The organism is Arthrobacter sp. Y3223065, assembly GCF_059090885.1.
This window is the reverse complement of the sequence record NZ_JBNHGC010000001.1, coordinates 312,244-335,047: the sequence shown is the minus strand read 5'-3', so window position 1 is coordinate 335,047 and position 22,804 is coordinate 312,244. Positions and strand designations below refer to the sequence as shown.

The 22,804-nt window shown below is 66.9% G+C and carries 19 protein-coding genes; 9 read left to right on the top strand and 10 right to left on the bottom strand.

What is annotated here, in order from left to right; genetic code table 11:
- Positions 1 to 11 precede the first annotated feature (11 nt).
- A complete protein-coding gene (gene smc, locus AC5RUK_RS01500) occupies positions 12 to 3,623 on the bottom strand; it encodes a chromosome segregation protein SMC (RefSeq protein ID WP_494151196.1) in 3,612 nt (1,203 codons plus the stop codon).
- A 293-nt stretch (positions 3,624 to 3,916) separates the two neighbouring features.
- Between smc and AC5RUK_RS01495 the strand changes: the two genes are divergently transcribed.
- The 6 genes from AC5RUK_RS01495 (at position 3,917) to AC5RUK_RS01470 (ending at position 12,101) form a co-directional block, all read left to right on the top strand.
- Positions 3,917 to 4,927: a glycosyltransferase family 2 protein gene (locus AC5RUK_RS01495; RefSeq protein WP_494151195.1), complete on the top strand. Its 1,011-nt coding sequence runs from the start codon at positions 3,917 to 3,919 to the stop codon at positions 4,925 to 4,927.
- Positions 4,912 to 6,408, top strand: a complete 1,497-nt coding sequence (locus AC5RUK_RS01490; RefSeq protein WP_494151194.1) for a hypothetical protein — start codon at positions 4,912 to 4,914, stop codon at positions 6,406 to 6,408. The genes AC5RUK_RS01495 and AC5RUK_RS01490 overlap by 16 nt, the downstream gene beginning before the upstream one ends.
- A gap of 200 nt (positions 6,409 to 6,608) precedes the next feature.
- Positions 6,609 to 7,634: a 3-oxoacyl-ACP synthase III gene (locus tag AC5RUK_RS01485; RefSeq protein ID WP_493986929.1), complete on the top strand. Its 1,026-nt coding sequence runs from the start codon at positions 6,609 to 6,611 to the stop codon at positions 7,632 to 7,634.
- Entirely contained in the window at positions 7,628 to 10,267 is a 2,640-nt protein-coding gene (locus AC5RUK_RS01480) for an alpha/beta fold hydrolase (RefSeq protein WP_494151193.1), read from the top strand. The genes AC5RUK_RS01485 and AC5RUK_RS01480 overlap by 7 nt, the downstream gene beginning before the upstream one ends.
- Positions 10,264 to 11,277 carry an NAD-dependent epimerase/dehydratase family protein gene (locus AC5RUK_RS01475; RefSeq protein WP_494151192.1) on the top strand — a complete coding sequence of 338 codons (1,014 nt, stop codon included), beginning with the start codon at positions 10,264 to 10,266 and terminating at the stop codon, positions 11,275 to 11,277. Before AC5RUK_RS01480 ends, AC5RUK_RS01475 begins: the two co-directional genes overlap by 4 nt.
- 8 nt (positions 11,278 to 11,285) lie before the next feature.
- Positions 11,286 to 12,101: a serine hydrolase domain-containing protein gene (locus AC5RUK_RS01470; protein WP_494151191.1), complete on the top strand. Its 816-nt coding sequence runs from the start codon at positions 11,286 to 11,288 to the stop codon at positions 12,099 to 12,101.
- Positions 12,102 to 12,136: 35 nt separating this feature from the next.
- On the opposite strand, the gene AC5RUK_RS01465 is transcribed toward AC5RUK_RS01470, so the two are convergent.
- The 6 genes from AC5RUK_RS01465 to AC5RUK_RS01440 all read right to left on the bottom strand — a co-directional run bounded on the left by AC5RUK_RS01465 (position 12,137) and on the right by AC5RUK_RS01440 (position 17,904).
- Positions 12,137 to 14,077 (bottom strand): glycosyl hydrolase, encoded by a 1,941-nt coding sequence (locus AC5RUK_RS01465; protein ID WP_494151190.1) that lies wholly within the window; start codon positions 14,075 to 14,077, stop codon positions 12,137 to 12,139.
- A 297-nt stretch (positions 14,078 to 14,374) separates the two neighbouring features.
- A complete protein-coding gene (locus AC5RUK_RS01460; protein ID WP_494151189.1) occupies positions 14,375 to 15,202 on the bottom strand; it encodes a glycosyl hydrolase in 828 nt (275 codons plus the stop codon).
- Between the two features lie 213 nt (positions 15,203 to 15,415).
- On the bottom strand, positions 15,416 to 16,411 hold the full coding sequence (gene mutM / locus AC5RUK_RS01455) for a bifunctional DNA-formamidopyrimidine glycosylase/DNA-(apurinic or apyrimidinic site) lyase (protein ID WP_494151188.1): 996 nt from the start codon (positions 16,409 to 16,411) through the stop codon (positions 15,416 to 15,418).
- Complete coding sequence (gene rnc, locus AC5RUK_RS01450; RefSeq protein ID WP_494108507.1) at positions 16,404 to 17,123, bottom strand: ribonuclease III; 720 nt, start codon at positions 17,121 to 17,123, stop codon at positions 16,404 to 16,406. Before rnc ends, mutM begins: the two co-directional genes overlap by 8 nt.
- Before the next feature lie 11 nt (positions 17,124 to 17,134).
- A complete protein-coding gene (gene rpmF / locus AC5RUK_RS01445; protein WP_127511582.1) occupies positions 17,135 to 17,338 on the bottom strand; it encodes a 50S ribosomal protein L32 in 204 nt (67 codons plus the stop codon).
- Between the two features lie 2 nt (positions 17,339 to 17,340).
- Positions 17,341 to 17,904 carry a YceD family protein gene (locus AC5RUK_RS01440; RefSeq protein WP_494108508.1) on the bottom strand — a complete coding sequence of 188 codons (564 nt, stop codon included), beginning with the start codon at positions 17,902 to 17,904 and terminating at the stop codon, positions 17,341 to 17,343.
- A 228-nt stretch (positions 17,905 to 18,132) separates the two neighbouring features.
- On the opposite strand from AC5RUK_RS01440, the gene AC5RUK_RS01435 reads away from it, so the two are divergent.
- Positions 18,133 to 18,678 (top strand): YdcF family protein, encoded by a 546-nt coding sequence (locus AC5RUK_RS01435; RefSeq protein WP_494151187.1) that lies wholly within the window; start codon positions 18,133 to 18,135, stop codon positions 18,676 to 18,678.
- Here the strand turns inward: AC5RUK_RS01435 and galU are convergent.
- Both galU and coaD read right to left on the bottom strand, forming a co-directional pair.
- A complete protein-coding gene (galU, locus tag AC5RUK_RS01430; RefSeq protein WP_494108510.1) occupies positions 18,675 to 19,607 on the bottom strand; it encodes a UTP--glucose-1-phosphate uridylyltransferase GalU in 933 nt (310 codons plus the stop codon). The two genes, AC5RUK_RS01435 and galU, sit on opposite strands and share 4 nt — an antisense overlap.
- Before the next feature lie 60 nt (positions 19,608 to 19,667).
- A complete protein-coding gene (gene coaD, locus AC5RUK_RS01425; RefSeq protein ID WP_494108511.1) occupies positions 19,668 to 20,150 on the bottom strand; it encodes a pantetheine-phosphate adenylyltransferase in 483 nt (160 codons plus the stop codon).
- A 62-nt stretch (positions 20,151 to 20,212) separates the two neighbouring features.
- Between coaD and AC5RUK_RS01420 the strand changes: the two genes are divergently transcribed.
- Together AC5RUK_RS01420 and AC5RUK_RS01415 are read left to right on the top strand one after the other, a co-directional pair.
- The gene (locus AC5RUK_RS01420; protein WP_494151186.1) at positions 20,213 to 21,454 is read left to right on the top strand and encodes an aminotransferase class I/II-fold pyridoxal phosphate-dependent enzyme; all 1,242 of its coding nucleotides are present in this window, start codon (positions 20,213 to 20,215) and stop codon (positions 21,452 to 21,454) included.
- A gap of 3 nt (positions 21,455 to 21,457) precedes the next feature.
- Complete coding sequence (locus AC5RUK_RS01415; RefSeq protein WP_494151185.1) at positions 21,458 to 22,228, top strand: spermidine synthase; 771 nt, start codon at positions 21,458 to 21,460, stop codon at positions 22,226 to 22,228.
- Here AC5RUK_RS01415 and rsmD read toward each other — a convergent pair.
- Positions 22,211 to 22,801: a 16S rRNA (guanine(966)-N(2))-methyltransferase RsmD gene (rsmD, locus tag AC5RUK_RS01410; RefSeq protein ID WP_494151184.1), complete on the bottom strand. Its 591-nt coding sequence runs from the start codon at positions 22,799 to 22,801 to the stop codon at positions 22,211 to 22,213. The genes AC5RUK_RS01415 and rsmD overlap by 18 nt on opposite strands.
- Positions 22,802 to 22,804 lie beyond the last annotated feature (3 nt).

Below are 22,804 nucleotides of genomic sequence, written 5' to 3'. Positions count from 1 at the left end.
GCCTTCCTGCCTCAGTCGACCAGTGCCTTTGCATGTTCCAGCCGCTGCGAGATGACGGTGGTTACGCCGTCGCCGCGCATCGTTACACCGTACAGCGCGTCGGCCACTTCCATGGTGCGCTTCTGGTGGGTGATGACGATCAGCTGGCTGGATTCGCGCAGCTCCTCGAAAATGGTGATCAGCCGGCCCAGGTTGGTGTCGTCCAGCGCAGCTTCCACCTCGTCCATCACGTAGAACGGGGACGGCCGGGCCTTGAAGATCGCCACCAGCAGGGCCACCGCGGTCAGCGAGCGCTCGCCGCCGGAGAGCAGGGACAGGCGCTTGATCTTCTTGCCGGCCGGCCTGGCTTCCACGTCGATGCCCGTGGTGAGCATGTCCTCCGGGTCGGTGAGCACCAGCCGGCCCTCGCCGCCCGGGAAGAGCCGGCCGAACACCCGCTCGAACTGCACGGCCGTGTCCCGGTAGGCCTCCGTGAAGACCTGTTCCACCCGCTCGTCGACTTCCTTGATGATCTCCAGCAAGTCCTTGCGGGTGGCCTTGAGGTCTTCCAGCTGGGTGCTCAGGAACTGGTGGCGTTCCTCCAGCGCGGCGAACTCCTCCAGCGCCAGCGGGTTGACCTTGCCCAGCGCGGCCAGGTCGCGTTCGGCCTTTTTGAGCCGCTTCTGCTGCTCCTCCCGCACGAACGGAACACCCTCGACGACGGCGTTGCCTTCCTCGTCCACCGGGGCCCGCAGTGCGGCCCACTTGTCGTTCGACGCCGCGGTGGCCACCGGCACCGGCTGGTCCGGCCCGTACCCGGCAATCAGATGGTCGGGGGTCAGGCCCAGCTCTTCGATGGAGCGGGTCTGCAGGGCCTCGATCTTCAACTGCTGCTGGGCCCGTGCCAGCTCGTCGCGGTGGACCGTATCCGTCAGCTCGCGCAGTTCGGCGGCGAGCGCGTCGGTCGACGAGCGCACCGTGGACAGCTCCGCCTCCCACGCCGCACGCACCTCTTCGGCCTCGTCCCGTTCCCGTTCGGCGAGGTCCACCGAGACGTCCAGCCAGGCCAACGCCTGCTGGGCACCCTGCGCGACGGCTGCGGCCTTGGCGGCCTGGAGCCGCCGCTTGCGGGCCCGCTCGGCGGCCTGCGCCCGGGCGTGCCGTTCCGTGGCGGCGGCCCGTTCCAGCGAGGCCGCCCGGTTGCCGATGGCCGTCAGCTGTTCCTCGCCCGATCGCAGCGCCAGCCGGGCCTCCATTTCCACCTGGCGTGCCCGGGCGGCCGCCGCGGCGAGCGCGTCCCGCTGTTCGGTGGACGGTTCGGCGTCGGCCGGAGCATCCTCGGCGGCCTGTGCCGCGGCCAGCCGCCCGGTGATGTCGGCCAGCTTCTGCTGTTCGGTGACGATGTTCGCCTCGGCGGCCTCCACCAGCTTGGCCAGCCGTTCGCTCTCCCCCGTGGCCGAGCGCAGCGCCGAGCCCAGCTGCCCCAGGCGTTCGGCGACGGCGGCCAGCCGGGCGTCGGATTCGTGCAGCTGCTCGAGGGCGGCGTCCGCCCGCAGCTTGGCCTCGTCGCGGCGCGAGGTTGCGCCGGCGATCGCGAACTTGGCCCGTTCGGCCCGGGCCGTGGCGGCTTCGAGCCGGTGCATGGTTTCGTCCACGGCCGCCTGGACCTCCAACAGGCTGGGACCGCCGGCGGATCCGCCGCGCGCCGCGCAAGCGGTGAAAATGTCCCCCTCCCGGGTGACGGCGGACAGCGCCGCGTCGATCGCGATAACCCCTGCAGCCATCCGGAGGTCTGCCACGACGACGACGGAGCCCAGCAGTGTGCGTACCGTTCCTTCGACGCCCCGCTTGGCCTGGACCAGGCCGGCCGCGGGGACGGCCCCTTCCGGGAGCCCCGTGTGATCGCCGGCGCTTCCGCCCTCCGCCCCCGGCGCGCCGGCGATGAGGAGGTCCACCTGGCCGGCGTCGTCGGCCTTCATCAGTTCCAGCGCCCGGACGGCGGCGTCGCGGTCGGCGACGGCGACGGCCTCGGCCAGCGGCCCCAAGGCTGCCGCAATCGCCGCTTCGTAACCGGGTTCCACGGTGATCAGGTCCGCCAGCGGGGCCAGCACGCCCTCGGTGCCCGAGGCCAGCAGCGTCTCGCTGCCGTCCCGCCGGTTCAGCCCGACTTCCAGTGCCTCCTTGCGCGCGGCGAGGGCGTCGCGTTCGCGTTCGGCCTCGCGTTCGTCGGCCCGCAACTGCTCCAGCTCCGCCTCAATGGCGGCGAGTTCGTCGCTGGCGTCCTCGTACGCGGCGTCCAGACCCTCTTCGCCCTGTTCCACCCCGGCCACCTGGGACTCCAGCGCGGTGAATTCGGCCTGCGCCTGGCGTCGGCGTTCTTCTCCCTCGCCGATCGACGCCCGGAGCCGGCCCAGCTCGGCCTCGGCGGACTCCACCCGGGACCTGGCTGCGCCCACCTGGCCGGCCAGCCTGGCCAGTCCTTCGCGCCGGTCGGCGGCGGCACGCAGGATCCCGGTCAGCCGCTTCTCTTCGTCCTCGGCAGCCCGCTCGGCGGCGGCACGCTCTTCGATCGCGTCGTCAAGTGCGGCCCGGCGGTCCTCCAGCTCGAACTCCAGCTCGGCCTGCTCCTCGCGGACCTCGGCTGCCTGCTGTTCCAGAATCTCCGGGTCCCGCCCGCCCTCCGGTTCATGCTCCGCCGAGCCGAGCAGCCGGCGTCGTTCATTGGCCACGCTGGCGAGGGCACGGAAACGTTCGCGGGTGGACGAGAGCCGGTACCAACTGTCGCGCGCCGCGTTCAGCTTCGGCGTGGCTTCGGCCGCCAGCCGCTCCAGCTCGGCCAGGCGCCGGCGCCCGGATTCCAGGGTCTTCTCCACCTCGGCCTGCCGGGTCTTCAGCGCCGCCTCGTCCGCCACTTCCTGCGCCAGGGAGGTGCTCAGCTCCACCAGCTCGTCGGCGAGCAGCCGGGCACGGGCATCGCGGACCTCGAACTGGACCTGCTGGGCCCGGCGGGCCACCTCTGCCTGCTTTCCCAGCGGCGTCAACTGGCGGCGGATCTCGCCGGTGAGGTCGGTCAGCCGCTGCAGGTTGGCCTGCATGGACTCCAGCTTCCGCACCGTTTTTTCCTTGCGGCGGCGGTGCTTGAGGATGCCGGCTGCTTCCTCCACGAACCCCCGGCGGTCCTCAGGCGTCGCGTGCAGGACCTTGTCCAGCTGGCCCTGGCCGACGATCACGTGCATCTCCCGGCCCAGCCCGGAGTCGGAGAGCAGTTCCTGGATGTCCAGCAGCCGGCAGCTGCTGCCGTTGATGGCGTATTCGGACCCGCCCGTGCGGAACAGGGTGCGGGAAATGGTGACCTCGGAGTATTCGATCGGCAGGGCGCCGTCGGAATTGTCGATGGTCAGCGACACGTGCGCGCGGCCCAGCGGCGGGCGGCCCGCCGTCCCGGCAAAGATGACGTCCTCCATCTTGCCGCCGCGCAGCGTTTTGGCGCCCTGCTCCCCCATCACCCAGGCGAGGGCGTCCACCACGTTGGACTTGCCCGACCCGTTGGGACCGACCACGGCGGTGACGCCGGGCTCGAAGTCGAAGGTCGTCGCCGACGCAAAAGACTTAAAGCCCCGCACAGTCAGAGATTTAAGATGCACGTTGTGTCTCCCGCGGCGGACGTTTTCCTTGCATCAATCTACCGTGCCCTCCGCGAATTCCCGGGCAGGACGGGCTTGTCTTGGTGGGCAAGCCCGTGTAGAGGCCAGCCTGTGGAGGCCCGGTCATCCTGTCCAGGACGTACATTGCCGACGCGCGGACGAGGCGTTCGCGATGTTTTGCTACCCAACCTCGAAATCAATGACCCCGGACGGTGGGGGTGGCAACCTTGTGTATTGGCCACGGCGAACTACCCTGAAGGCCAGTCCACCTCCGGTTAGGAGTACTTTTGCCCGTGTCAGATCCAGCTGGTTTTCCGGGACAGCGTATTGCCGCCATTGTCCCGTGTCACAACGAAGAACAGACAGTTGCCACCGTGGTCCGGGACCTGAGACTCGCAGTCCCGGGGATAACGGTCTACGTCTATGACAACAGCAGTTCCGACCGCACCGCCGAGCTGGCGCGCGCAGCCGGCGCCGTCGTCCGGTACGAGACGCGCAAGGGCAAGGGCAACGTTATCCGGCGGGCGTTTGCCGATATCGACGCCGATATCTATGTCACGATCGACGGCGACGACACGTACGAGGCGGCGGACTTGCCCCGCATGATCGAAGCCCTGTTGGACGGCCCGTACGATCAGGTGCTCGGTGTTCGTGCCGATACGGCAGAAACCGGATCGTACCGCCCGGGGCATGAGATGGGCAACCGGATGTTTAACCGGGTTGTCAGCCTTCTCTTCCGATCCCAGGTTTCGGACATGTTGTCGGGGTATCGCGTGTTTTCCCGCCGCTTCGCCAAGTCATTCCCCGCCGTGTCCAAGGAATTCGAAATCGAGACCGAATTCACGGTGCACCTGACGTCCCTGCGCCTGCCGCAGACCGAGGTCGAGGTCGGATTCCGCGAACGGCCCGAGGGAAGCGAAAGCAAGCTCAAAACCTACACGGATGGCTTCAAAATCCTGTCCCTCATCTTTCAGCTCGTCCGCCAGGAACGGCCGACGCTCTTCCACGGCACCATCGCCGCAGCGCTGGCGCTGGCTTCCCTTGGGTTGGGGGTGCCCGTGGTCATCGAGTTCTTCGAAACCGGCCTGGTTCCCCGGTTCCCGACGGCGATTCTGGCTGCTGCCTTGATGGGGCTGGCGGTTCTGGTGGGTTGCATCGGCATCATCCTCGACGGCTTGAAGCGAGGACGGCGTGAAGCAGCCCGCTTGGCCTACCTGCGGCTGGAGCCGCCGCAGCAGCAGCAGGATGGACATGCGGTTTCGGCGGACGCGGCACAGGTGCGTCCCGAGTGGGCGAACACGTGAGCGGTTCATCCGCCCGCACGGCCCGCAGCCAGACCGGCGGCCCGACCGACGTACGGCCGGCATGGACTGCGTCTGACTACTGGTGGCTTTCAGTCTTGGGCGTCGCCGCTTTTCTGGCCACCGTTTTTCTGTGGGTGGCGAACCGGCCGGGACGCATGACGAATGATTCTGCCCATCAGCTCAAGCAGGTCCTCGGCCTGATTCCGCTGGACGACTGGCACCCTGCCATCATGACGGCCAGCTGGACAGGTTTGTACAGGCTGACCGGCGAAGTCAGCTCAATGGTGCTGGTGCAGATCTGCTTGACGTTCGTTGCCGCGCTGCTGCTGGCGATCTACATTCACGACCTCACCCGCAGCCGGCTCATGTCCTCGCTCGCCCTCGCGATTCCGCTGCTGCCGTTCACCATCACGTTCCTGGGTGTGATGTGGAAGGACGTGCTCATGATGATCGCGTTCTTTAGCGGCACCGTCCTCATACTGCTGGCCGAGCGCTTCCCAAGATTCCGATATCCGCTGCTCGCCCTGTCGCTGGTATTCCTGCTGTACGGAGCGATGGTCCGAAAAAATGCGTTCTTTGCGATCCTCCCCCTTGTCTTCCTCCTCTACCGGGCGTGGCGCAACGCGTCACCGCAGCGGCGCAGACGGCTGACGGCCGACCGGAAACACTTTGTGGGCGGATATGCGATAGCCGCCGTGACGTTCCTGGTGTTGTTGCTGGGCGCGGGTGCAGCGTTCAACGCCGCATTCCAGCCCAAGGCCACCGGCCAGCTGTCCCAGGTCTTCCTGGACGACATCATCTTCACCGTGCCTGCCGATGAGATAAGGGATGCGGATATCCCCCCGGAGTTGGAAGACAAGCTGCTGCAAGCCCGCGAAGAATGTCAGGCTGAAGACGCGATTTGGGATGCTTATTGGAAGTGCTATGGCCGCGGGGCAACCGGCAAATCCTTCGAACCGATCGCTTATCAGTCGGAGGTCCGGGACCTCTGGCTGAGCGAAGTCGTCACCCACCCTGTCCGGTATGCCTACTACCGGGCGCAGACCTACGCGCGCTTCCTGTTTGTTGGCAAGAGCGAGTACGTGGGAATCACGGCGGGCCGCTATGCAGTCCCCGCCGAGTACCACGTTGAGCCCACCAAGGCCGACAACATCCTGTTCGATTATGTAGTGGAACTGGGTGCGAAAACGTTCCCTTGGTTCTTCAGGGCCTGGTTCTGGCTTGCTGGCGCGGTGACCATCATCTTGTTACTCCCGAAGGCAAGATATATGCGGCCCTACATCGCGGCGCTCAGCTGGTCGTCTTTTCTTTACCTTGCCGGTTACATTCCGATCGTCCCGGCTTCTGATTTCCGGTATAGCTATTGGCCCGCTGTCGCCTGCTCACTTGCCGGATTGCTCTTTCTGGCGGACCGCCGTTTGAACAACAGATTCCGCAAAGCTTCCGCCGCACCAGCCGAATCCGGACCGCCCCTGGGATGACACTTTGTGGTCCCCGGATAACGTCAATAGGGCTATCCGCCGCACACGGAGGAGCAGCGGGCGAGACAATGACCACAGTCCCATCCCATTCTCGGCACGTGCGGAACGCTGCTTCGAGGTGCATAGTTAAGAGTTCGGGTACCCATGCGGGATTCTCCGCATACAGGTGACCGTCCCGGAAGACGAATAAAGGCTGGATATTGATCGGTAACGCGACGTTTCGACATGACAACACGGCACTGCTGGCCGTCTCGAGCGTGGAGGCCCCGGTAGCCGTCAGTTCCGCCGACTTCGACGACCGGCTGGCACCCAGCCTCAAGCGCCTGAAGCTCTCCCGGAAGCTGCTGGAACGTGTTGCCGGCGTGACCGAACGCCGCTGGTGGTCGCCCGGATCATCATTCGACGACGCCGCCATCGAAGCCGGGGCCAAGGCCCTTGCCGAAGCCGGCGTGGAGCCGGGCCAGATCGGCCTGCTGATCAACACCTCCGTCACGCGCAAGAACCTGGAGCCGTCCGTCGCGGTGAAGATCCACCACGGGCTGGGCCTGCCGTCGTCGGCCATGAACTTTGACCTGACGAACGCCTGCCTGGGCTTCGTCAACGGAATCACGCTGGCCGCCAACATGATTGATTCCGGGCAGATCAAGTACGCGCTGATCGTCGCCGGCGAGGACGCGCAGCCGACCCAGGAAACCACCTTCGAGCGGCTGAACCACCCGGATTCCACCCGCGCCGACTACCTGCGCGAATTCGCCACGCTGACGTTGGGGTCGGGGGCCGCCGCGGCCGTGATCGGCCCCGCCGACGCCCACCCCGGCTCGCACCGGATCCTCGGCGGCGTCTCCCGCGCCGGCACCGAGCACCACAAGTTGTGCGTCGGCGGGCCCGCGGGCATGTTTACGGACACCAAGGGCCTGTTGGAGAACGGGCTGGAACTGGTGGTCAATGCCTGGCACGAGGCCCACCGCGACGGGTGGAACTGGACCGCCATGGACCGGTACGTCACGCATCAGGTCTCCACCTCGTATACCAACGCGATCATCAAGGCCGTCAATCTGGTCCGCGAACGCGTGCCGATCACCTTCCCGAAGTGGGGCAACGTGGGGCCGGCCTCGCTGCCGATGACCCTGGCCCAGGAATCCCAGACCCTGGGCAGCGGCGACCGGGTGCTCTGCATGGGCGTGGGCTCCGGCCTGAACACCACCATGATGGAGATTGCGTGGTAGACGCCCCCCTCTGGCCCGGAGTCGACCCGGCCTGGTCCCGCCGCGTCCGCGTCCGCTCCACCGCCGCCGTGGACCCGGCCGGCAGCGCGCACACCTGGCACCTTCTGGACAACGGGCCGCAACTGGCCGAACGCGGCATCGAGCCGGCCGGCACCCTGCTGTGCGTGCACGGCAACCCCACCTGGTCCTACCTGTGGCGCAGCCTGCTGGCCGCCGCCGGTGACGCCGCGGCGCCGTGGCGCGTGGTCGCCGTCGACCAACTGGACATGGGTTTCTCCGAACGCACCGGCAGCTTCCGCCGGCTCGAAGACCGGATCACCGATCTGGGCGACCTGACCGCCGAACTGGGCATCACCGGACCCGTCGTCACCGTCGGACACGACTGGGGCGGCGTGATCTCGCTGGGCTGGGCCACCCGGCACCCCGACCAGCTCGCCGGCGTCGTCCTGACCAACACCGCCGTGCACCCCGCCGGCTTCGGGCTGCCCGCCCCGCTGAAACTGGCGCTGCACCCCGCCGTGCACCAGTGGGGCACGACGACGTCGGCCGCGTTCCTGCGCGTCACGCACGCTTTGGCGCGTCCTCCGTTGGCGAAGGACGTCAGGGACGCGTTCATGGCCCCGTACCGGCACGCGGCCCGCCGCACCGGAGTGGGCAACTTCGTGGCCGACATCCCCGCCGACGAGGGCACGCCCAGCTGGGACGCGCTGAACGGGGTGGCCGAGGGCATCCGCACCCTGGACGTTCCGGCGCTGATCCTGTGGGGCCCAAAGGACCCGGTGTTCTCCGACCGCTACCTGCGCGACCTGATGGACCGGCTGCCGCAGGCGGACGTGCACCGCTTCGAGGGCGCCGGACATCTCCTCCCCGAGGACCGCGACATCGCCGCCCCCGTGTTCACCTGGCTCGACGCCGCCGTGGCCGGCGGCGGGCGCGCGGCGGCCGCAGAAGAGCCCCGGGCTGCGGCTCCCTTCCGCTCCATGCTCGCCGAACTGGACGAACGCCAGAACGACAACTCCCCCGCCGTCGTCGACATGGCCCCGCTGGGCGCCGCGGCGGGAGGAAAGCGGACGCTGTCCTGGGCCGAGCTTGCCGGCCGGGTGGACCTGCTCGCCGACGGCCTCGCCCGGATCGGCGTGAGCGCAGGCGACCGCGTCAACCTGCTGGTTCCGCCCGGCATTGAACTGACCAGCCTGATTTACGCCTGCCTGAAGCTCGGCGCCGTCATCGTGGTGGCCGACGCCGGCTTGGGGCCCGCCGGCCTGAGCCGCGCGATCAAGGGCGCCGGCCCCCGGTTCATCATCGGCGTCGAACGTGCCTTCGCCGCCGCCCGGCTGTTCAGCTGGCCGGGACAGCGGATCAGCGTGACCGGGATGGGCGGGGCCAAGCGCACGCTCTACGGGGTCGCCCACTCCGTGCCCGAACTGCTCGAATCCGCCGCCTCTGCGGCTGCCCCGGCGGGCAGCCGTGCCGAGCATGCAGGCCCCGATCCCGACGACGACGCCGCCATCCTCTTCACCTCCGGCTCCACCGGCCCGGCCAAGGGCGTTGTCTATACGCACCGCCGGCTGGCCGCCATGCGGGACACCCTCAAGGACACCTACGGGCTGGAAGCCGGCACCTCGCTGGTGGCCGGCTTCGCGCCGTTCGCCCTGCTGGGCCCGGCGCTGGGGGCCACGTCGGTGACCCCGGACATGGACGTCACCGCGCCCAAGACGCTCACCGCAGCGGCCTTGGCCGATGCTGCCGCGGCAGTCAGCGCCACCGCCGTGTTCGCTTCGCCGGCCGCCCTCGCCAACGTGCTCGCCACCGCCGACGGACTCACGGACGAACACCGGGTGGCACTGGCCGACGTGAAGCTGCTGCTTTCGGCGGGCGCCCCGATCCCCGAACCTTTGCTGGCAAGGGTGCAGTCGTTGATGCCGTCCGCGGGGCTGCACACCCCCTACGGCATGACCGAGGCGCTGCCGGTTACGGACATCAGCCTGGCGGAGATCCGCGCGGCCGGTTTTGGGAACGGCGTCTGCGTCGGCACCCCGGTGGCGGGGGCCACGGTGGCCATCGCGGCGGTGGCCCAGGACGGCAGCGTGGCGGACCTGCCCACTTCCGACCCCGGCGTCACCGGGGAGATCCTCGTCAGCGCCCCGCACGTCAAGGACCGGTACGACCGGCTCTGGATCACGCAGCGGCACAGCGCGTCCGTGCCCGGCTGGCACCGCACCGGCGATGTGGGCCATCTCGACGCCCACGGCCACCTGTGGGTCGAAGGCCGGCTGGCGCACATCATGACCACGGCGAACGGGGTCGCCACCCCGGTGGCCGCCGAGCAGGCGGCGGAAACGCACGACGGCGTCCGGCTGGCCGCCGTCGTCGGCGTCGGTCCCGCGGGGGCGCAGGTGCCGGTCGCGGTGCTGGAGACCGTGCCGCCCTCGTCCAAGCCGGGCACCGCGCCCTACGCCCTCGCCGAAGAGGTGCGCACCGCCGTCGCCCGCGCCACGGGCTTGGACCTGGCCGCCGTCCTGATGCTGCCCGAGCTGCCCACCGACATCCGGCATAACTCCAAGATCGACCGCGCCAAGCTGGCGGCGTGGGCCGGCAAGGCGCTGGCCGGCGGACGGATCACCAAACCGTGAGCGCCGCGGAAACCCGGACCGTCCTCGTCACGGGCGCCAGCGGGATGCTGGGCGCAGCCGTGGCCGGGCTGCTGCTGGTGGAGGGCCACGGCGTCCGCACGTTCCAGCGCCGCCCCGCGGCCGGCGTCGGATCCGGTGTCGGGACCGTCCTCGGCTCGCTGACAGACGCCGCCGCCGTCGCCCGGGCGGTCGAAGGAGCCGACGCCGTCATCCACCTGGCGGCGAAAGTTTCCTTCACCGGCGAGTGGAGCGAGTTCGTCGCCACCAACATCGACGGCACGCGGACGCTGCTGGACGCGGCGAAGTCTGCCGGCGTGCGCGATGTGGTGTTTGTGTCCTCCCCCTCGGTCGCGCATTTCGGCGAGGCGATTGCCGGCGCCGGCGCGGGGACGGCCGACCCGGACCGGGCCCGCGGCAACTACGCCCGGTCCAAGGCCGCCGCCGAACTGCTCGCTTTGGCCCAGGACTCCCCCGGATTCCGGGTTGCCGCCGTCCGCCCGCACATTGTCTGGGGGCCCGGCGACACCCAGTTGGTGGAACGTGTGGTTGCGCGGGCCAGGGCCGGCCGGCTGCCGCTGCTGGACAACGGCGCCGCCCTGATCGACACCACCTACATCGACAACGCCGCGGCGGCGATTGTCCGTGCGCTCGAACGGATGGACCAGGCACACGGGCAGGCCCTGGTGGTCACCAACGGACAGCCCCGGCCGGTCGGCGAACTGATCGCCGGCATCTGCGCGGCCGCCGGCGTGGCGGCGCCCGGATGGTCGGTCCCCGGCTGGCTGGCCCGCGGCGCCGGCGCGGTCATCGAACGGGCCTGGACGGCTGCCGGAGCCCGCGGGCTGGTCCACGACGAACCGCCCATGACGCGCTTCCTCGCCGAGCAGCTGTCCACGGCTCACTGGTTCGACCAGCGCCGCACCCACGAGGTGCTGGACTGGGTGCCCGAGGTCAGCATCGAAGAAGGGCTGCGGCGGTTGGCTGCCCACTACGGCGGAACGACGAGGTAGGAGCAAGCATGGAAAGCGTGAAGCTGATCGAATCCTGGCCGGTGGACAACGCGGCCACCGCCGTCGTTGCCGCCGACGGCGCCGTTGTGGCCGCCCATGGCGACCAGCAGCGCAGCTTCCCGCTCGCCTCGGTGACCAAGCTGCTCAGCGCCTACGCGGTGCTGCTGGCCGTCGAAGAAGGCGCGCTGGAACTGGACCAGGCGGCGGGCCCCGAGGGTGCCACCGTCCGCCACCTGCTGGCCCACAGCGCCGGCTACGACTTCGGCGACCGCACCGTCAGGTTCTCCCCCGGCGACAGGCGGCTCTACTCCAACGCCGGTTTCGAGGTGCTCGGGGAGACGCTCGAGGCCGCCACGGGCATCGCCTTCGCGGACTACCTGCGCGAAGGCGTGCTGGTTCCCCTCGGCATGAAGGACACCAGCCTGGACGGCTCCCCCGCAGCCGGGGCAACCTCCACGTCCGCTGACCTGTCCCGCTTCGCCGCCGAACTCCAGCGGCCGTCGCTGCTGGCCCCCGCCACGGTGGAGGAAGCAACGCAGGTCACCTACCCGGGGCTGGCGGGGGTGCTGCCGGGGTTCGGCCGCCAGCAGAACAACGACTGGGGCCTGGGCTTCGAAATCCGCGGCCACAAGGAGCCGCACTGGACCGGCAGCACGAGCTCACCGAAGACGTTCGGCCACTTTGGCCAGTCCGGCACCTTCCTCTGGGTGGACCCCGATGCCGGCGCCGCCTGCATCGCGCTCACCGACCGCGACTTCGGGTCCTGGTCAGCCGACGCGTGGCCCGCCTACACGGACGCGGTGCTGGCGGAACTGCGGCGGTAGATCCCGGTTACCAGCGGCGTGTTGCGCGGGCTTGGCTAGTCCCACCGGACGAGGTTGACCAGGCCCCATTTGCCGGCATCGGCGTCGTACTGGAAGGTCAGCAGGCTCGTGGCGTTCGGTGCCTCGGCCAGTGTCAGAGCGACTGAGGACTTTCGGAATCCAGGGGCCAGCGCCAGGCGGCGTTTCCCTGCACCGTCCTGCTTCACCCGCAGCGTCAGATCCTGCCCGTCATAAGGCAGGCCGGAGGGCAGCGCGAGTGACCGGTTACCGGACAGGGTCACCCGGTAGAGATCCCCGTGCTCACAGGACCATCGGATGGTGCCCGCGTCAGGCGTACTCCGCACACGTTTCCGGAGCACCTTGTCGACGTTCGGGCTGGGATAGGTGCCGCGGGCAATCTTCAGGTCCGTGATCTCGAACCAGCCGGCTTGGGAGTTGGTGCCGTACCGGAAGAAGGGGAAACGCCACGCCCCCTGGTCGTCGGAAGTATTGGCGAACTGGACGATGTGAGTCTGCCAAACCGTGCCGAGCAGCAGCGAACGGTCGCCGGAGAAGAGGGCATCGCCGTCGGGCTGGCGCATGCCTGCGCTGAGGCGGAAGCCGTCGAAGGAGGCGCGGGCCTTGAAGGTGAACACGTGCGGCTTGCCGAGCTCGAAATCAAGTTCGCCGGACCGGGCGTCGCGATAGACCGCATAGTCATTCTCGGATGAACCGTTGGACTTCGGCTTCGTCACCCGCAGGCTGGTGGTTCCACGGTCCATGACGGACGGAGCGTTGGTTGTGATCTCGAATGTGGAACCGTCCCCGGCGAGGGACCAGGTGGCTGTGGACTCGGGTACCGAAACGGACGGCGGCAACAGGTTACGGTTGAAATCCGAGGGCTCTCCGAAGCGGGTCACCCGGCCGGCGTCGTTAATTGCCTGACCCACCAACCGCCTCTGCTCCGCATTTTCCAACCGCATGTCCGTCGAGTCCGCGTCGATGAGGAACAGGATCGCCGCCTCGATCCGCGGCAGCTCCGGGGAGGCCACCAAACGGATCAGATCCGCATACCACTGACCCTTGTCCTCTCCTTGGTTGCTGGCCGCACAGCCGGACTCGCAGATCCAGACCTTGCGGGCGGACATTGCCTCGACCCGGCCGACGAACCGGCGCAGCTCTGCTCCGGCGGGCAGCCAGGTCTCGCTGTAGCCCTTCGCGTTGGAGCGGTTGTAATAGGAAACCCCGACCAGGTCCACCCATTCGTCCCCGGCATACCCTTCCGCTAGATTCTGCGAATCGCCGTCACCGCCGTTGCTGGTCAGATACCACTGGATGAATTTGCACTCCACGCCCATGGAGCGGGCCAACTTCACGACCCGCTGGAACGCCTGCTTGAACTTCTCAGGACTGTTGGCGTCGGTGTCCCGGTACATCTGCCACGGGTAGCTGTCCGCTCCGTTGCCCTCGTGGAAGGGTGCCAGGTAGACGCGCTCCATGTTTCCGCCGTCGATGATGGCCTGGAACAGCCTGACCAGATCGCGATAGATCCCGCTCTTCGCGTCGAATTCCTTGCTGAAGGCGTCGTTCTCCTTCCAGATTTCGAGCGCGTACATGAGCTTCCGCGTCCTGTCGCGCGCCAGTTCCGGCACTACCTCTGCGGTGTAAGTCTCTGCAGTGTCAGCCCCGACGGCCCGGTAATAGGACACGACGTCGAAGCTTGCGTTGAGCTCGGACTCAAGCTCCTGCGTCGGCTTGAAGTAGTTGGCGCCGGTGTAGTCCTGTTCGGATTCGCCGCGTACGCGAACGCCAATCCACGGGCGCCTGACGCTGGTGGCAGCGGCCTGCTCTATGCTCGCGTCGACCGGCTTGCCGGCTTCCAGGCTCGGCGCCGCGGGCTGCTCAGGTGTGTAGGTGACCACCCGCGGCAGAGCTACGCCGGCAACGAAGCCCAGGGCTGTGCGTCGTCCTACGGTAAACGGCTTCTCAGACGACAATGCGGCTCTCCTGGCTCCCCTGCGGATATCCGTTTCAGCCTAGTCGAACGACATGGTCAGGAGTTCCTAGCTCGCAATCCAGCACCGGGCATGTAATAAACCATTCTGCAGGCCCGCCCATACCAGACCGCCCCAGCTTCGACTAGTCATTGAAGATTCACTGATGCAGGCCGGAAAGCCTGCGGCATCCAACAACTAAGATCGGTGACCTGAATGGGGAATTGGTACCGTTGAGGGCGGATACTTTCAAGGGCTGTGATGGACTAGTCCATCGCAGCCCTTTATTTGCAGCCCCTTCTACAGCGACGCGTACAACCTGCCAGTCGAGGTCAGCGAACCATTTGTGTGATAAAGCGCCGAGGAGCCCATAATCGGGTCAAAGGCAGCCCGCGTTTTCCAGGAGAAACGCTCAACGAAAGGCATGGCACGCATTCCGGCTACCGTGGCTCTCATGAAATCGTTGGTCTCGGCCCTGCTGTAGCGGCTCGGATTTGATTTCGTAGCCGACCAGTCCGCTACGGCGTATTCAGTCACCCAGACGGGCTTCCCGTATTTCTCATACAGCGCCTTAACCTTGCCCAAGAAACTATCGGCGTTAGGCCACGCATAGCAGTGCATGGTCATAAAGTCCACGCGCAGCCCGGCCTTCTTCGCCTTGGACATGAATTCGGAGAGCCAGGGACTCGTTGGATTGACCGTCGCTGGAGATCCCAGTCTCAGACCTGTCTTCTGGAGTCTTGGCCATAGCCGAATGGCCTCATCGACGGACATGTTAGCCTGGGCCCGGTGGTCTGGTTCGTTGAAGCCCAAGAGGTGCTTGGCTTTCGTCACCGGCAATTGTTTCATCACATTTCCGATGGCATTTTGCTCCAAGAGCCGTCTAGCGTCCTTGACCATCGGCACAAACCGCGGATTAGTGGTGACGGTGTAAGTCGACCCCCAAGTGTAGTACCAATCAACCTTTAGACTCTGGATCTGCTTCAGCGCGAGTGCGTCCTTACCGCCATGAGCTATGCCTTTAAGCGCCCTGGTTGCGGCTTGTCCGGGAGCGGCAGTAGAAGCGAGGACAGCTCCCGGCGCCGCCATAGCCGCCAACGGCACGGTCAGAAACTTTCGACGGTCCACGATTTCCTCTCCTCAATCGGTAAAAGGGTTAACTGGAACAACAGAATATTTCCGATGCGGGGCAATGGCGAGGGCCCGTCATCGTTTTCACGCACTTCACGGCACATTCCGCCGGGGAAATCGCGGGCAACATGGTGTCTGCCTGCTCAGATCAGGCTAAGGGCCATGCCTGGACTTCCCATCCAGGGAGCGGCGGGCGCCGGCCCAGGGTACTTACCAGCGGCCGTTCCGGGGCCTGGGCTGGCAGGCCGGGCAGGTGTAGGAGGACCGGTTCATGAAGGTGTCCCGGCGGATCCTCGTGGACAGCCCCAGTTCGCTGCAGCGGTGGCAGGGCTCGCCCTCCCGCCCGTAGGAGTTCAGCGACCGTTCGAAGTACCCGGATGCGCCATTGACGTTCACGTAGAGGGAATCGAAGCTGGTGCCGCCGGCGTCGAGCGCCCTGGTCATGACGTCCCTGCAAGCGTTCAGCAGCCGCTCGGCTTCCTTGCGGCGCAAGGTGTCGGTCGGGCGGGCGTAGTGCAGCTTGGCGGCCCACAGCGCTTCATCGGCGTAGATGTTGCCGATGCCGGAGACCAGGGCCTGGTCCAGGATGGCGCGCTTGATGCCGGTCCTGCGGGCACGCAGGCGCTGGTAGAACGCCTCGAAGGAGAACGCCGGGTCGAGGGGGTCGCGGGCGATGTGCGAGGCCTCGACCGGGATCAGCGGCAGGCCGGTCTCGGACATGCCGCCAGCGTGGCCGTCAGGAGTGGGCATCAGGTCCGCCAGGAACATGCCGCCGAAAATCCGCTGGTCCACGAACCGCAGCTCGGCCGGCATCGGCGGGCCATCGGTCCCTTCTGCCGGACTGAGCGTCAACCGGACCTTCAGGTGCTTCTCGTCTGGCTGCGCGCTGTCTTCGACCAACAGTTGCCCGCTCATGCCGAGGTGTGCCATCAAGGCGAGTTTGGGCTCGCCCGGCACGGCATCTCCGGCGGCCGGGGGCGGCGAAGTGTCCGGCGTGGTCTCCAGCAGCGGCATCCAGAGGAATTTTCCCCGCCGGGCGACGTCGGCCACGTGGGCGCCAATCAGGTTGCCGCGCAGGTCGTCGACTCCGAGGGCGTGGCGCCGGATGGATCGCTCGTCGAGGACGTCTACTCCGGTGATGGTCCGTCCGCGGACCCACTGGGCGAGCCCGCGGCGGACAACCTCCACCTCAGGCAGTTCAGGCATCGGAGTCGGCGGTCTCCGTCACCGACACAGGCAGCGAGGCACGCAGCGCCCGCCATGTGGTGGCCGCAGCTTCCTGCTCGGCTTCCTTCTTGGAGTGTCCGGTGCCGCGGCCGTATTCGGTGGTGCCGATCAGCAGCGTGGCCACGAAGGTCCGGGCGTGGTCCGGGCCCGATCCCTCCACCTGGTAGGTCACGTTGCCCATCTTCCGGGCGGCGGCCAGCTCCTGGATGCTGGTCTTCCAGTCCGTGCCCGCGCCCAGGGCGTCGGCGTCCGCGAGGAGCGGCCCGACGAGGCGCATCACCAGCTGACGTGCCGCTTCGATGCCCTGGCACAGGTAGGCGGCGCCGAAGAGGGCCTCCATCGTGTCGGCCAGGATGGACGACTTGTCGGCCCCGTTGGTGAGCTTTTCGCCCTGGCCGAGCAGCACATGCTGGCCGACCTCCAGGCTGCGCGCGATGCCGGCCAGCGCGCGGGTGGAGACGACGGCGGAACGCCGCTTGGCCAGTTCGCCCTCGGGCAGGTCCGGGTTGTCCCGGTACAGCGCGTCGGTCACGGAAAAGCCCAGGATCGAGTCGCCGAGGAATTCCAGGCGCTCGTTGGTCGGCAGTCCGCCATGCTCGTAGGCGTAGGAACGGTGGGTTAAAGCAAGACGGAGCGTCTCGGCGTCGATATCAACGCCGAGACGCTCCAAAAGCTCTTCAGTTGAAGGCATGCCGTACGTTGTTACGCGTCGGCTACCTTGCGGCCCTTGTACTCAAGGAACAGCGCGGTGCCTGCCGAGTCGGTGACAACCTTGGCCTGGTGCGGCAGGCTGTAGGTGACACGGCCGTTCTCAACGGTCTTGACCAGGTTGGGCGCAGTGGCCTTCCACTGGGACCGGCGTGCGCGCGTATTCGAGCGGGACATCTTCCGCTTGGGAACAGCCACGGCTAACTCTCTTCTCTCTCGTCTGACTCTTTACTTTTGGGCGCCTCGTCGGCGGCCGTACCGGCCAGCCCGGCAAGGGCTGCCCAGCGAGGATCCACGACCTCATGGTGGTGACCCGGATCCTCTTCAAGGCGCATCCCGCATTCCGGGCACAAGCCTTGGCAGTCTTCCCGGCACACCGGCTGGAACGGCAGGGCGGTCACCACTGCGTCCCGCAGCGCCGGCTCGAGATCGATCAGATCGCGCTCAACCCGCCGCTGTTCGTCCTGTTCTTCTTCCTCGAGGAGTTCAGCTTCCTCGTAGTAGAAGAGTTCCTGCACATTGACGTCGAGGTCGTACGCGATGGGATCCAGGCAGCGCCCGCACTCGCCCGTGACAGCCACGGAAACGGTGCCGGAAACCAGGATTCCCTCGTGCACGGCCTCAAGCTTCAGGTCCAACTCCATGTCGGAGCCTTCCTGAACGCCAATGAGTGCTGCCCCGAAATCCTTCGGCGCAGCGATACGTTCTTCAAGAGTCCGCATGGTGCCCGGGCTGCGCCCGAGGTCCTTGACCGCAAGGGTCAAGGCCGAACTTTGATCATGGTTCAAGACCACAGTACTGAGAACTCCTAAGGAACATACGACCGACGTATCATCTTAGCCCGGATCTCCCGCCTGCCCAAACCAAGGGGCGGTGTTGGGAATCACGACGGCGGAAGCCGGGTCGTCGAAGGCGATTGCCATGAGCAAAGATAGCGTGAAGATGTGGCAGGCACTCGTCCTTCGTGGAAGACCCGTCATCTCATGATGACTATGCTCGCGCTGCTTGCACCGGCCGTGACCCTGGGGACGGTATGGCTCACAGCGTGCTATGCACTGTTCTACAACCCGCAGGCCCAACCTCTACGCGAGGCCGATGCTGTCGTGGTCCTCGCAGGGGCCAGCGGCGAAAGGCTGCCCTTGGGGCTTGAAATCATGGAGCAGGGAACTGCTCCCGTGTTGGTGCTCTCATCCACGGACACTCCCGGCAACATCCATGCTGACCGGGCCTGCCAGGATCCGTCGCTTATCCCGTATGAGTTGATCTGCTTCACCCCAGAGGTTGGTACCACGCGTGGTGAAGCGCGCAGCATCGCCCGTTTGGCCCAAACCAATGGCTGGGACAACGTGGTAGTAGTGACTTCCCGCTATCACGTCGCCCGGGCGTCGACTTACATTCGGCAATGTTCAGACGAGCACATCATGGTGGCGGCCTCATCCCCGGACGCCGGACCGGCCGAATGGCTGCGACGGTTCACCGAAGAATCCGTCGCACTGGCTTCCGCCTGGATCCGGCCGGTCTGTGCCAGCCAGATCTAGGCGTCGGCGGTTACAGGGACGTGATCCCGCGCCTGGATTTGCGATGCCAGATCGACAATCCAGGAGCTCAACTCGGGTCCCAGGTCTTCGCGTTCCGTCGCCAGCGAGACCACCGCCTTGAGGTAGCTGAGCTTGTCGCCGGTGTCGTACCGGCGACCCTTGAAGACCACTGCATAAACCCCGCCGCCGTCCTCCTCGGACCCGGCCAGCGCCTGCAGCGCGTCCGTCAGCTGTATTTCTCCGCCGCGGCCGGGCGGGGTCTGCTCCAGCACGTCGAACACGGCCGGATGCAAGACGTAGCGGCCGATCACGGCGAGGTTCGACGGCGCCTCGGCGGCGGCGGGCTTCTCCACCAAGCCGTTCACCTTCACGTGCGTCGCGCCGTCGATGCGGCTGATGTCGGCGCAACCGTAGGCGCTGATCGCTTCCGGATCGACTTCCATCAGGGCGATGACGGAACCGCCGGTCGCCTGCTGGACCGCGATCATCTCCGTGAGCAGTTCGTCGCGCTCATCAATCAGGTCATCGCCCAGCAAGACGGCGAAGGGCTCGTTGCCCACATGCTGCCTGGCGCAGAGAACCGCGTGGCCGAGACCCTTGGGGTCTCCTTGACGCAGGTAGTGAATGTCGGCCAGCTGGGAAGATTCCCGGACCGCGGCCAGTTTGGCGTCGTCGCCCTTGTCCTCCAGAGTTTGCTCGATAAACGGGACGCGGTCGAAGTGGTCCTCCAGGGAACGCTTGTTGCGCCCGGTGATCATCAGGACGTCGTCCAGGCCGGCGCGTGTCGCTTCTTCGACGACATACTGGATGGCCGGCTTGTCGACGACAGGCAACATTTCCTTCGGCATGGCCTTCGTGGCCGGCAGGAACCTGGTCCCCAACCCGGCGGCAGGCAGAACGGCTTTTCGTACTGATTGAGCTTGAGGCATGCGTCAAACGTTAGCTGAAGCAACGGCTCCGCCGTAATCGCCTACCCAGTCCCGGCAGGGCTAGCGGACCTGCTCCCCCGCGCGGAAACGGGCGAGCACGGCCTTCGGCACGAACTCCGAAATATCCCCGCCCAGCGAGGCAATCTCCTTGATCAAGGTGGACGACAGGTGCGTGTAGCTGCTCTCCGCGGCGAGGAAAACCGTCTCGATGCCGGCCAGGTGCCGGTTCATGTGCGCCATGGGCAGCTCGTAGTGGTAGTCCTGCGACGAGCGCAGGCCCTTGACGATGACGCCGGCACCATGGCTGCGGCAGTATTCGGCCAGCAGGCCTTCGCCCATGGCTTCAACGCTCACGCCGCGGAGGTAGGACAGCGTCTCGCGGGCCATGGTGAGCCGCTCGTCGAGACTAAAGCGGTACTTCTTGGCGTAGTTGGTCGAGACGGCGACGATGACCTCGTCGTACATGCTGGCGGCACGGGCAATGATTTCCACGTGGCCTTTGTGGAGCGGGTCATAGGATCCTGGGCAAACGGCACGGCGCATAGAGTCGAATCTAGTCGATCCGGCGGACGGTGCACCACGCTTCGGTGGTAATACTGGGAGTCATGAGCACAGCAATGAGGCAACTCGTCCACGGAAGGCGGGCCGATGTTCCGGCACCGTGGCAGCGGACCGCGGCCGGATCGAACCTCCTCGCCGACGACGGCGGCCTCGGCGTCACCATCTTCGAGGAAATGACGACCCTCGCCGCGCGGACCGGCGCCATTAATCTGGGGCAGGGGTTTCCCGACGAGGATGGTCCGGCGGAGATCGCTGCCGCCGCCATCGACGCCATACGGGGCGGAAAAAACCAATATGCTCCGGGCAAGGGATCACCCACCCTGCGGGGCGCTATTGCCGCCCACCAACAGCGGTTCTACGGCCTGTCGCCGGACCCGGAAACCGAAATCATCGTCACGACCGGAGCCACCGAGGCGCTGGCCGCGACGCTGCTGGCGCTGACCGGACCGGGCGACGAAGTCCTGACGTTCGAGCCATTCTATGACGCGTACGGTGCGCTCATCGGGCTGACCGGGGCCCGGCACACCACGGCTGCCCTCCTCGCCCCAGATTTCCAGCCGGACCTCGACGCACTCGAAGCGGCCTTCTCGGAGCGCACCCGCATGGTCCTGGTGAACAACCCGCACAATCCGATGGGCAGCGTTTTTTCCCGCGAGGCGTTGGCGCGCATCGTCGAGCTGGCCGAGCGCTACGACGCGCTGATCGTCACCGACGAGGTCTACGAGCACCTGACGTTCGATGTACCGCACATCCCCATCGCCACCCTGCCGGGAGCCGCCGAGCGGACACTCACCATCTCGTCGGCAGGCAAGACGTTTTCGTTCACCGGTTGGAAGGTCGGCTGGCTCTCCGGGCCGGCGGACCTCGTTGCAGCGGTGCGAACCGTCAAGCAATTCCTCACGTACAGCTCAGGCGCACCGTTCCAAGACGCGGTGGCGGTGGGACTGGAACTGCCGGACCCGTTCTACAGCGAAATTGCCGCCGGGTTAAAGGCCAAGCGCGACCTGCTCAGCGCAGGCTTGCGGCAGGCAGGCTTCGATGTCTTCACGCCGCAGGGCACGTACTTCGTTAACGTGGACACGGCGCCGCTGGGCTTTACCGACTCGCTGGAACTCGCCCGCCGGATGCCCGAGCAGATTGGTGTCGCCGCCATCCCGGTGCCGGTCTTCTGCCACCCCGACGGCGCCGAGCGTACCCGTTCGTTGCTGCGCTTCGCATTCTGCAAGAAGACCGAGGTTCTGCAGGAAGCCGCACACCGTCTCGCCTCGCTGCCGAACAGGGTCTGAGCAGTGGCCGAACGTTACCTTCGAGGCAGCGGCCTCCATGCCACCATCGACAGGGACCACCGTGTGCCGGGATCCTTCGTCCTGGGCATTGGCGGCGCCGAGCAATCACACGTCAATCTGAGGCATCCCGACGACGTCTTCTACGAATACCTGCGCAGGATCGCCAACGTTGTCGATTTGGCGGGCCCGCCAGGGGTCCCGCTGCGTTGCCTCCATCTGGGCGCGGGGGCGCTGACGTTGGCCCGGTATGTGCAGGCCACCCGGCCCGGTTCCCGGCAGGTCGCCGTCGAGCTGGAGCGGGAGCTGTTGGACTTCGTACTCGAGCACCTTCCCATGCCGGACGGAACCGACCTCGCGGTCCACTTCGGCGATGCGCGGCATGAACTGGCCTTCGGGGACATCGAGGGAACCTTCGATGTGATTGTGCTGGATGTCTTCGCCGGCGACGATGCCCCGGAACACCTGACCACGGCGGACTTTTACGAGGAGTTGCTGGAGGTACTGGAACCGGACGGCGTGGTGCTGGTCAATGTGGGAGACGATCCGCCGCTGGCGTTCGCCAAGCGGCAGATCACAGAGTTGGCGTCGGTCGCCGGTTCAGTGGCGGCACTGGGCGAGGCCAGCATGTTCGGCGGTCGAAGGGCCGGAAACATTGTCCTCGCCGCCCGCGATGGCTCCTGGCCGGCGGAATGGTCGGCCGCCCTGCTGGCGGCGGGCCCGCACCCGGCGGCCGTCCTCACCGGCCCCGAGCTCGATTCATTCGCCGGCGGCTGACGGATCCTTGGCAGGTTCGGCGAACCAGAGCTGGGTCTCGCCGTACTTCCGGACGGCGAACCGCTCGAGGCCTTCAGGCCATCCGGGTTCGGGAGACCGCGAAGAGCGTTCAACAACGACGACGGAACCGTCGGCGAGGTATCCGGACAGGGATCTGAGGATGCCGCCCAGCGCGTCCTCGCCCAGCGGGTACGGCGGGTCCATCAGCACCAGGTCCCAGTGGTGTCCCGCCGGCTGGTCCTCAAGGAACCGTTCCGCCTTCATGCGGTGTACCTTGACCGTCCTCCGGCCCAGCTTGTCGTTGACCAGTTCGGCATTGCGGCGGCAGACCCCCGCGGCTTTGTCGGCCGCTTCGACCAGGTCCACTGTTGCGGCACCGCGGCTGGCGGTCTCGACTCCCAGTGCCCCGGAGCCGGCGAAAAGGTCGAGCACCCGCGCGCCGGCCACCACCTCATAGGATTCCAGCCGGGAGAACAGCGCTTCCTTGACCCGGTCCGTCGTGGGCCTCGTGTTCTCCCCCGGCACGCTCGCCAGGGTCAGGCCCCCGGCCACGCCGGCGACGATGCGACTCAACGG